This window comes from Belnapia moabensis DSM 16746 (assembly GCF_000745835.1).
In the GTDB taxonomy this organism is placed as follows: Bacteria; Pseudomonadota; Alphaproteobacteria; order Acetobacterales; family Acetobacteraceae; genus Belnapia; species Belnapia moabensis.
In genome coordinates this window covers 63954-74503 of record NZ_JQKB01000026.1, presented here as the reverse complement: position 1 = coordinate 74503, position 10550 = coordinate 63954, and the positions used below count along the sequence as shown (strand labels likewise).

Sequence of the window (10550 nt, the reverse complement as noted above, 5' to 3'; positions counted from 1 at the left end):
CCCTGGCCATCCGTCAGCCGCCCGTCGTCGAGCACCTGGAGCAGGATGTTGAAGACATCCTCATGCGCCTTCTCGACCTCGTCGAAGAGGATGACCTGATAGGGGCGCCGCCGGATCGCCTCGGTCAGCGCGCCACCCTCGTCATAGCCGACATAGCCGGGAGGGGCGCCGACCAGACGGGAGACGGCGTGCTTCTCCATGTACTCGGACATGTCGATGCGCGTCATCGCCCGCTCGTCGTCGAAGAGGAAGGCGGCGAGCGACTTCACCAGCTCCGTCTTGCCGACGCCCGTGGGGCCGAGGAAGAGGAAGCTGCCGATCGGCCGGTTCGGGTCCTGCAAGCCGGCGCGGGCGCGGCGGACCGCTTTCGACACCGCCTCCAGCGCTTCGGGCTGGCCGACGACGCGCTCGCGCAGCTTGTCCTCCATCTTGAGGAGCTTGGCGCGCTCGCCCTCCAGCATCTTCTCGACCGGGATGCCGGTCCAGCGGCTGACGACGCCGGCGATGCCCTCCTCCGTGACGGCCTCGTTCACCAGCCGCGCGTCGCCGTCGCCGGTCGAGGCGAGCTGCTTCTCGAGCGTCGGAATGGTGCCGTAGAGCAGCTCGGACGCCTTCGCCAGGTCGCCGCGGCGCTGGGCCAGCTCGACCTCGGTGCGGGCGCGGTCCAGCTCCTCCTTCAGCTTCTGGCTCTCGACGACCTTGCCTTTCTCCGCTTCCCAGCGCTGCGTCATCTGGCGCGAGCGCTCCTCGAGGTCGGCGAGCTCCTTCTCGAGCTTGGCGAGGCGGTCGCGGGAGGCGGCGTCCTCCTCCTTGCGCAGCGCCTCGCGCTCGATCTTGAGGCGCATCAGGTCGCGGTCGATCGCGTCGAGTTCCTCCGGCTTGCTGTCGACCTGCATGCGGAGGCGGCTGGCGGCCTCGTCCACGAGGTCGATCGCCTTGTCGGGCAGGAAGCGGTCGGTGATGTAGCGGTTGGAGAGGGTCGCCGCCGCGACCAGCGCGCCGTCCGTGATGCGGACGCCGTGATGCAGCTCGTACTTCTCCTTGATGCCGCGGAGGATGGTGACGGTGTCCTCGACGCTCGGCTCGCCGACGAAGACGGGCTGGAAACGGCGGGCCAGCGCCGCGTCCTTCTCGACATGCTTGCGGTACTCATCGAGCGTGGTCGCGCCGATGCAGTGCAGCTCGCCACGGGCCAGCGCCGGCTTCAGCAGGTTGGAGGCGTCCATCGCGCCATCCGCCTTGCCGGCGCCGACGAGGGTGTGCATTTCGTCGATGAAGAGGATGATCTCGCCGGCGGCCTTCTCGGTCTCCGACAGGACACCCTTCAAGCGCTCCTCGAACTCGCCGCGATACTTGGCGCCGGCGACCATGGCGCCGAGGTCGAGCGCCATGACGCGCTTCGACTTCAGCGCCTCGGGCACGTCGCCCTTGACGATGCGCAGCGCGAGGCCCTCGACGATGGCGGTCTTGCCGACGCCGGGCTCGCCGATCAGCACCGGATTGTTCTTGGTGCGGCGGGCGAGGACCTGGATGGCGCGGCGGATTTCCTCGTCGCGGCCGATGACCGGGTCGAGCTTGCCCTCGTGGGCGGCCTCGGTGATGTCGCGGGCGTATTTCTTCAGCGCGTCGAAGCTCTGCTCGGCGTTCTGGCTGTCGACCTTGCGGCCCTTGCGGAGGTCGGTGACGGCGGCCTCCAAGCGCTGGGCATCGGCGCCGGCGCCTTTCAGCGCGCGGCCTGCCGGAGTGTCGGAGGCGGCGAGCGCCACCAGCAGCCGGTCCTGCGCGACATACTCGTCGCCGGCCTTCTGCGCCTGCTGCTGCGCGGCGTCGAGCACGCGGACGATGTCCGGCGTGAACTGCGGCTGGCCGGCGCCGCCGCCGGTCACCTTCGGCTGGCGGCTTACCTCCAGGTCGATGGCCTGTTTCGCCCGGGCGGGGTCGCCGCCGGCGGCGCGGATCAGGCTGGCTGCTGCACCCTGCTCATCGTCGAGCAGCGCCTTGAGCAGGTGCTCCGGCGTGACGCGCTGGTGGTATTCGCGGATGGCGATGGTCTGGGCGGCCTGGAGGAAGCCGCGGGACCGTTCGGTGAATTTTTCAATGTCCATGGTCAGCCTCCTCGGTGCGGTTACCCGCGCTTGCGGTTCCGGTCGTCGACCTCCTCGAAATCGGCGTCGACGACATTGTCATTTCTGGCTTGAGTCGAGGTTGTGCCTGCTGAGCTGCCAGCCTCCGCTTGCTGGGCATCGGCGCTGCGATGCACTGCCTCGCCGAAGCGCCCGAAGGCCCGGGATAGAACCTCGATCTGCTGCTGGATGCCGTCGGCATCATCCGCCGACAGCACGTCCCGCAGCTGCCTGACCGCATCCTCCAGGGCCTGCCGCTCGGCGCTGCCGACCTTAGCGCCATGCTCCTGCAGCTGCTTCTCAGCAGTGTAGATCAAAGCGTCGCCCTGGTTGCGCGCCTCGATGGCAGCCCGGCGGCGCTTGTCCTCCGCTGCATGCTGCTCGGCCTCGCGGACCAGGCGTTCGATGTCCTTCTCGGACAGGCCGCCGCTGGCCTGGATCTTGATCTGCTGCTCTTTACCGGTCGCCTTATCTTTCGCACTCACGGAGACGATGCCGTTGGCGTCGATGTCGAAGGTCACCTCGATCTGCGGTATGCCCCGGGGTGCGGGTGGGATGCCAACAAGGTTGAACTCACCCAGCATCTTGTTATCGGCCGCCATCTCGCGCTCACCCTGGAAGACGCGAACAGTCACGGCCGGTTGGTTGTCCTCAGCTGTCGAGAAGACTTGGCTCTTCTTGGTCGGAACGGTCGTGTTGCGGTCGATCAGCCGGGTGAACACGCCGCCCAGCGTTTCGATTCCCAGCGAGAGCGGGGTCACGTCGAGTAGCAGGACGTCCTTTACCTCGCCCTTGAGCACGCCGCCCTGGATCGCGGCGCCGACGGCGACCACCTCGTCCGGGTTGACGTTGCGGGCGGGCTCCCTGCCGAAGAACTGCTTTACCGCCTCGATGACCTTGGGCATGCGGGTCATGCCACCGACCAGGACCACCTCGTCAACGTCCTTGGCGGTGATCCCAGCATCCTCCAGCGCCTGCTTGCAGGGCTCCATGGTGCGGGCGATCAGGTCGTCCACAAGCGCCTCGAGCTTCGAGCGGGTCAGGATCATTACCAGGTGCTTCGGCCCGGAGGCGTCAGCGGTGATAAAGGGCAGGTTCACCTCGGTCTGCTTGGCGGACGAAAGCTCAATTTTGGCCTTCTCGGCGGCCTCCTTCAGCCGCTGCAGTGCCAGCCGGTCCTTGCGCAGGTCGATACCCTGCTCGCGCTGGAACTCGCTGGCCAGATGGTCCACGATCCTGGCGTCGAAATCCTCGCCACCCAGAAAGGTGTCGCCGTTGGTGGACTTCACCTCAAAGACGCCGTCGCCGATTTCAAGAATCGAGATATCGAAGGTCCCGCCGCCGAGGTCGTAGACCGCGATCCTCCCGGACCCCTTCTTCTCGAGGCCATACGCCAGGGCCGCCGCCGTCGGTTCGTTGATGATGCGTAGCACCTCGAGCCCGGCGATTCGACCGGCGTCCTTCGTGGCTTGGCGCTGGGCGTCATTGAAATAGGCGGGGACGGTGATGACGGCCTGCGTCACCTTCTCGCCGAGATAGACCTCGACCGTCTCCTTCATCTTGGTCAGCACAAAGGCGCTGATCTGACCCGGGCTGTGGCGCTTGCCCTCGATCTCCACCCATGCGTCGCCATTGTCGCCTCGAACGATCTTATAGGGGACCAGACCGCGGTCCTTCTCCACGGTGGGATCATCGAAGCGCCGGCCGATCAGGCGCTTGACGGCGAAAATCGTGTTTGTTGGATTGGTGACGGCCTGACGCTTTGCGGGCATGCCAACGAGGGTCTCGCCACTTTTGGCGAAGGCCACCATCGAGGGTGTCGTGCGCATCCCTTCGGCGTTCTCGACGACCTTTGGCGTGCCGCCCTCCATGATGGCGACACAGGAGTTCGTGGTCCCAAGATCAATCCCGATGACTTTGGTTGCCATGTCTGCCTCCGGCGCTGCGAATTGCTGTTCCGGGTTATGGACGTGCTCGCCAGTTCGGTTCTGGCCGATGTTCATGCCGGTGTTTCCTGGCGGCGGCACCCCGGGCCGGAAGCCAGCCCGGAGGCCGGGACCTCACCCGCTGATCGGAATGCGCTTCACCTGGCGCTGCGCCTCCGGGCGCTTGGCCACGGTGACGGTGAGCACCCCATTGCGGAAGGAGGCCGCCACCTTGTCCGGATCGACATCCGGGCCAAGCTGCAGCGAGCGCTGGAACTGGCCGTGCCAGCGCTCGCTGTACACGGCGCCGCTGCTTTCGGCCTTCTTCTCGCCGCTGAGGATCAGCACGCCATCGTGCAGCGTGACCGCGAGGTCTTTCTCCTCAAGGCCCGGCAGCTCTGCGACGACCCTCACCTCCTGCTCGGTTTCACTCACCTCCACATGCGGCCCGGTCGCCGTCCAGCCAAGTGGGGCGAGCGTGGATGCAACCGGGGAGCCGCGCAAGAAACTGTCGAACACCCGGTTCATCTCGCGCTGCAGGGCAAGAAATGGGTTGTTCTCATCGTTTCCGCGCGGGACGGGGGCGGTGCGGTTGCGGCCCCACGGGGTGAGGTCACTCATCATCATGGTTGCCTCCATTCCCACCGGGAGCGGCAGGCACACAGCGCCGCGCGGCACCCGCACCTGCCGGCCCGGTGTCATATAGGTGTGTTGCTGAGGTAGTCTCCCTGGCTCAGGCGGCCTGCTGGCCCTCGATCTGCCGCGGACCCTGGGCCGAGCGATTGGCGATCTCGATCCGTCGCGGCCGCATCGCCTCGGGCACTTCGCGCTTGAGATCGATCGTCAGCAGGCCATCGGCGAGGCTGGCGCCGTTCACCTCGACGAAATCAGCGAGGTTGAAACGCCGCTCGAAGCCGCGCGTCGTGAGACCCCGGTGGAGATACTGACCGCCCCGGTCCATCGACTTCTGGCCCGAGACCAGCAGCAGGTTCGGCTGGCCCTCGATCGAGATCTCGTCCGACTTGAAGCCGGGGACAGCCAGTGTGATGCGGTAGGCGTCCTCGCCGGTCTTCTCGATGTCGTAGGCCGGGAAGCTCTCATTCGGCTCGACACCCGTGGTCCGATCGAGCAGATCGAACAGCCGGTCAAAGCCGATGGTGGACCGCGAAAGCGGCGCAAAGTCGATCATCCTCATAGCCACATCCTCCTCTGAGCGACATGGATACGGGCACCGAAGCGCCTGGCCCGGCGCCCACCGAACCCGGTTGCGGCATTCGGCAACAGACGAGCTAGGAAAATGCTGCGTCGGTTCAAGCCCCCCGGCCGCCCGTAGTGCCTGGCACGACCCGAGGCGTCCGGCGATCAAACCGAGAGCTACAGAAGCCACCGGCGTGCCAGCCGCTGGGCCGGGTAGTGGCTGCCCAGGGTCCACAGCGCCGGAGGCGCAATCACGACCCGGTCTGGATCCGACAACACCGGACGCACCGGCGCCGCCATGCTGCGCAGGGCCGCGATGCGGTCCTTGAGCGTGGGATGAGTGCGGAGCCAATTCATCCAGAACGGGCCACGGGAGGTCAGGCGCTCCCAGTCGTCACCTTGCATGCGCCAGATCCGCGCCAGGGCTTCGGCCAAGGCTGCGACATCGCCGGTCAGCTCGATCGCGCCCGCATCGGCCAGGAGTTCTCTCCGTCGCGAGAGCGATAGGGTCAGAACATCGCTGAGCAGCGGCGCAGCCAGCAGCAGCACCATGGGTAGAGGTGCTGGCATCGCATCGGTGGCCCACAACATTGGCAGGAAGACCAGGAGCACCAGCGCTCCGAGGCCGGCCATGCCGCGCGTCAAGGTGGCCGCTGCAGTCGCCAAGCGGAGGACCAGCAGATCGCCATGCCGGATATGCGCAACCTCATGCGCCAGCACCGCCGCCAGTTCACGTCGTGACAGGGTCCGCAGAAGTCCGGACGTTACCGCAATGACGGGCGCTTCTCGGCTGCCGGCCGCCATAGCCTGCAGCGTCGGCGAGGGAATGAGATAAAGGTGCGGCGGATGCGGCAGGTCGGCACGCCGCGCCAGCGCCGCCGATAGGGCGAAAAGGTCCGGCGCCTGGGCGGGCGAGAGACGGACCGCGCCGAAGGCCTGGCGGAAGAGGAGGTCGCCTGGCATCGGGTCGAGGAACAGAAAGGCCAGCGCTATGCCGGCGCCGAAGGCGAGCCCCTCTACACCGCCAACCAGCAACCCGGTCCACCCCGCCAGTCCAACCAGGAGTAGCAGGATCAGCGCCGAATGGAGCCGGTTGAGCCGCCGCTGCCGGGCCAAGGCCGCCGGGTCGAGCCGCAGCGCCACGGCGCGTCGTGCCCGCTCAATCCACACCGGAAAGCGGTTCCTCGCCCGAATGTCTCACCACCTCTTCCTGGCCGCCCCGGAGCCGAGCCAGGATCTCCTGTTGCAATGGTGCCGGCAGCCCTTGGAGTGCCGAGCTCACCCGGTGCAGCGCCTGCCGAAACCCATGCAGCTGGTCGAGCAGGTCGAGCACGATGGCAATGCCCTCATCGTTCACCCCCATGCCCTCCCGCAGGTCGCGGATCAGGCAGACGCGAGCGAGGTCAAGTTCGGAGAAGGGGTGTTCGGGGGCCGCCTGCTGGGGCGCCAGCCAGCCCGCCTTGATCCAGGCGTCCAGCGAGACGGCGTCGAGCCGGGCCCGGAGCAGGAAATCGTGGATATCGAACATTCACTCCTCCATCCCGACCCGCGGGTTGTGGGCCTTGCCGCCCTCCCAACGGGCGGCGAAAGCCTCCAGCTCCGGGTCCGACCGGTCCGGCAGCACGATCCGCAGCGTCGCAAACGCATCGCCGTGGGAGCCGTCGGGTCGCCTCACGCCGCGCCCTCTCAGCCGCAGCACCGTGCCGGTGTTGGAGACCTTGGGAATGGTGACGGCAACCGGCCCTGCTGGCGTCGGCGCCTCCACTCGGCCGCCGAGCACCGCCTCCGACAGGCTCACCGGCAACTCGAAATGGATGTCGTCGCCCTTGCGCGTAAAGTGCCGGTGCGACCCGACCTCGACCTCGACGAGCAGGTCGCCCGCAGGCCCCCCACCGATGCCGGTGTCGCCCTTGCCCCGAAGGCGAAGCACTTGGCCATCCCGTGTCCCAGGCGGCACCGTGACGTCCACGGTTGAGCCGTCCGGCAAGGTCAGCCGCTTCGTCGTGCCGTTGACCGCTTCCAGGAAGTCCAGCGCAAGTTGCCCGCGCAGGTCGCCGCCACGCATCCGCATCCCGGCACCGCGGCCACCGGTACGCCTGCCGCGGCCAAGGAGTTCGGCGAGCAGGTCGTCCGTGTCCATCATGTCAGCGAAGCCGGCATCGCTCGCATAGGATTGCTGCCCTGGACCGGCACCTCCGGTGAAGTCGCGGTAGAAATGTGTCGGCTGCGGTTGCTCGGCACCCGAGGCGTCGATCTCGCCGCGGTCGAAGCGCGCACGCTTGTCGGGATCACCGAGCAAGTCATGGGCCGCCGACACCCGCTTGAACCGCTCCTCGGCCGTACGGTCGCCCGGATTGAGGTCCGGATGCAGCTTCCTGGCCAGGCGACGGTAAGCACTGCGGATCTCATCCTGTGTGGCGTCACGCTTCACACCCAGGATGTCGTAAGGGGTCTCGCTCATGGTCGTCTGCCTTGCCCGTCAGGCCCCGGCCGAAGCACGGGACGCCCATTCGACGATCTGGCGCGCCGGCATGGCGCCCGCCCGGCGTGCCACCTCCTGCCCGCCCGCAAACAGCGAAAGCATCGGAATGCCGGAGATCCGCAGCTCAGCGGCTAGCCCGGGGGCCTCCTCGGTGGAGAGCTTCGCCAGCCGCATCCGTGGCTCGAGTGCGCGCGCCGCCGCCTCGAACTCGGGCGCCATCGTGCGGCAGGGGCCGCACCAAGAGGCCCAGAAATCAACCAGCAGCGGAATGCCGCTATGGCTGAGATGCCGCCGGAAGCGTGCCTCCGACAGGGGGACTGGACGCCCCTCGAACAGCGGCCCGCGGCATTCGCCGCATCTCGGCACGTCGGTCAGCCGGTTGGCCGGAACGCGGTTGATCGTATCGCAATGCGGGCAGACCACCTGGACTGGCTCAGGCATGTTCATGATCCTCATCGACGGCGCAGGACACCGCTTTGCAATCGCTTCGGTCTCGATCGTTGGTTCTCAAGCATCGGGCCGGAGGCCGGCCACCGCCAGTGTGACGCGGCAGGCGTTCTCCCCGGTTCGCTCGATCTCGTGGGGTGGGTAGCTCTTGATGGGTTTGGCCTGCAACGCGCCCGGCACCTCCTCGAGCATTCAGCCGGGTCCCATGCTGGACCGTAGCCGGCGACCCAAGTCGATCTCGGGCCTCGTCGCTGCATGGTCATTGCGAAGCACCATAAACACGCCGAGCACCTGTCCTCGGTGCCATCCGCCGAGCCTGGTTCGGGCACCCGGCCCGAGCATGGATGGTGCTCGCATCCTTCGGCTTGGCCCCCCGCAGCACCATCGCCAGCACTGCCAGGCTAGGCGGCGGTGCAAGCAAGGCAGCGACCCAAAGGGGCGGCGCCCAGAAGAACGGGAAAGAGGCCGCCACGGCACATGCCGTGGCGGCCGCAGAAGCCCAGTAGATCGGGCCGGGGTTACCCTGATGCCGTCCCGGCCGCACCTGCGATACCGATGGCATCGTCACGACTGCTTCGTGTTCTGCCTTATGCATGACGGCACCCTCCCTGCTGTCATGCCGTTACGACCAGACCGAGGACATTCAGCAGCCCGAGCAGGGCCAGTGCGTAGATGACCGCCCGCCCCAGGAGGTCCTTCATGTCCTCGATCAGGAGATCACGGCGCCAACGAGCAGACCTCCGGAGCGCCGGAGCGCGCTGCCCGTTGTCGGCATCACCCTCTTCCAGAGGCGACGTAGTACCGCAGAGCGGAAAGCGGTTGTTGCTGGGTCCGTTCCAAAGCGAGCGCTGGGTCTGGTCCGGCATCCGGTCGAAGCGCAGAGGCGACCGGGACAGAAGGTCGAAAGGGTTTTCAGCCCACATCTCCACGTCCTCCTTGCGAGCAACATGGCCATGGCGGCACTCGAGGTCCGTGCCACCCGCCAGGCCTCGGTCGAGCACCTGGCAGAGTTGTTGATAGTCTTCCGTTCACCCCGTTCAAGGCTTGGCGGCACGGCTCCCCGAAGTCCGGGACCAGTCACCCTGCCGACGCAGCCCTCTCGAAGCATGGGAGAGCCGAGGTGATAGCCCCAGGGCCATGATCCCCTGCGATCCCTTGGCTCTCCACGGCCGGCCCCGGGCAGGGCCGGCCGGCTAGATCGGCACAGGGTGCGCTTGCTCCCGCGCGGACGGCGCCTGTATCGGGTCGAGCAGGGCAAGGGCCTGCAGCCACTTTGTTGCACTGAACGACCGTAGGGTGCATCGAACCCAAGCCGCGTTTCGGGTCATGTAATGCGGACGTAGATCGGGCGTCCGAGATCTAGCATTCGGTTCAGCACGCCGGCAGCGATGGTTACCTCGGTCGCCTGACGTCCATCCGTTTGCGAACGTAGTCCATCACCGATGACGCGCTTCCAGCGCGAGACGTCGGCCTCCACCAGGGCACGAGTGTTGTACCCCGATGCGCGCTGCCATCCCAAGCGGCCGCGCTTGGCGATACATTGCAGATGGGCATCGCGTTGCGTTGGTGTGGTCTCGGCCACGTCGCTTGGCACCGCATTTGCGCGCGGCGGCACGATGACCGCCGCCTTGGGATGGCGCGCTGCAATTTCGGCATAGACGTCGTCTCTGTCGTACGCGCCGTCGCCGGTGAAGGACGCCACCAATCCGTCCACTTGGTCGAGCAGTGGACCGACCTGAGAGCCGTCATCGGCATCCCTGTCGGTCAGTGCCGAGGCGACGATCAGCCCAGTGTCGGCGTCAGTGGCGAGGTGCAGCACTCGCCAAGCCCGACGCCGCTTGCTGCCATGCTTCTCCTCTAGCCACTCGCCGGGTCCACAGAGGCGGAGACCAGTGCTGTCCACCAGCAGGTGGACCGGCGCGCTCCCCGCTTTCGGCCGCGGCACTTCGAGCACCTCGGCCCGACGGCTGAGGGTGCTATGGTCCGGCACCGGCAGGTCGAGGCCGAGCAACTGCAGGACGGACGCGATCAGCCCCTCGGTCTGGCGCAGTGCCAGACGGAACACCGCCCGCAGCGTCAGGGCTGTGGCGATGGCCAACGCGGAGTAGACGGGCTGCCCGCCCCGGCCGGTACGCGGCTCAGCCGTCCATGCCTCGACCGCCTCCGGCGTAAACCACACGGTAAGGCTGCCGCGGGCGCGCAGGCCGGCGTCGTACTCGGCCCAGTTGGTCACCCGGTGCCGCTGCTTCGGGATGTGATGGCGCCGAGCGGCATTGGCTTTGAACGGCACGAGGGGTCCCCTGCAGGGTGAAGAGGCCTCGCCCCGGCCGCATCCTACCCCAGGCCACCCAGGCGGGCGACTGCTGCAACAAGGTC

The 10550-nt window shown here is 67.3% G+C and carries 11 protein-coding genes; all 11 read right to left on the bottom strand.

Annotated elements, in window-relative coordinates; genetic code table 11:
- Positions 1–2105: AAA family ATPase (locus EP26_RS17250; protein WP_043340312.1), on the bottom strand; the 2105-nt coding region annotated here is incomplete at its 3' end.
- A gap of 20 nt (positions 2106–2125) precedes the next feature.
- Entirely contained in the window at positions 2126–3994 is a 1869-nt protein-coding gene (gene dnaK / locus EP26_RS17245; protein ID WP_456303881.1) for a molecular chaperone DnaK, read from the bottom strand.
- A gap of 189 nt (positions 3995–4183) precedes the next feature.
- Positions 4184–4669 carry an Hsp20/alpha crystallin family protein gene (locus tag EP26_RS17240; protein ID WP_211259462.1) on the bottom strand — a complete coding sequence of 162 codons (486 nt, stop codon included), beginning with the start codon at positions 4667–4669 and terminating at the stop codon, positions 4184–4186.
- 112 nt (positions 4670–4781) lie between these two features.
- Positions 4782–5237 carry an Hsp20 family protein gene (locus EP26_RS17235; protein WP_281177097.1) on the bottom strand — a complete coding sequence of 152 codons (456 nt, stop codon included), beginning with the start codon at positions 5235–5237 and terminating at the stop codon, positions 4782–4784.
- 185 nt (positions 5238–5422) lie between these two features.
- Complete coding sequence (locus EP26_RS17230; RefSeq protein ID WP_157033598.1) at positions 5423–6415, bottom strand: M48 family metalloprotease; 993 nt, start codon at positions 6413–6415, stop codon at positions 5423–5425.
- Entirely contained in the window at positions 6405–6773 is a 369-nt protein-coding gene (locus EP26_RS17225; protein ID WP_052389307.1) for a chaperone modulator CbpM, read from the bottom strand. The genes EP26_RS17230 and EP26_RS17225 overlap by 11 nt, the downstream gene beginning before the upstream one ends.
- Complete coding sequence (locus tag EP26_RS17220; protein WP_043340307.1) at positions 6774–7706, bottom strand: DnaJ C-terminal domain-containing protein; 933 nt, start codon at positions 7704–7706, stop codon at positions 6774–6776.
- Between the two features lie 18 nt (positions 7707–7724).
- Positions 7725–8168 carry a thioredoxin family protein gene (locus EP26_RS17215; protein WP_043340350.1) on the bottom strand — a complete coding sequence of 148 codons (444 nt, stop codon included), beginning with the start codon at positions 8166–8168 and terminating at the stop codon, positions 7725–7727.
- Between the two features lie 66 nt (positions 8169–8234).
- On the bottom strand, positions 8235–8366 hold the full coding sequence (locus EP26_RS37525; RefSeq protein ID WP_281177096.1) for an alpha-crystallin domain-containing protein: 132 nt from the start codon (positions 8364–8366) through the stop codon (positions 8235–8237).
- A 422-nt stretch (positions 8367–8788) separates the two neighbouring features.
- A complete protein-coding gene (locus tag EP26_RS17205) occupies positions 8789–9097 on the bottom strand; it encodes a hypothetical protein (protein WP_157033597.1) in 309 nt (102 codons plus the stop codon).
- Between the two features lie 401 nt (positions 9098–9498).
- Complete coding sequence (locus EP26_RS17200) at positions 9499–10464, bottom strand: IS5 family transposase (RefSeq protein WP_043340304.1); 966 nt, start codon at positions 10462–10464, stop codon at positions 9499–9501.
- Positions 10465–10550: the final 86 nt, after the last annotated feature.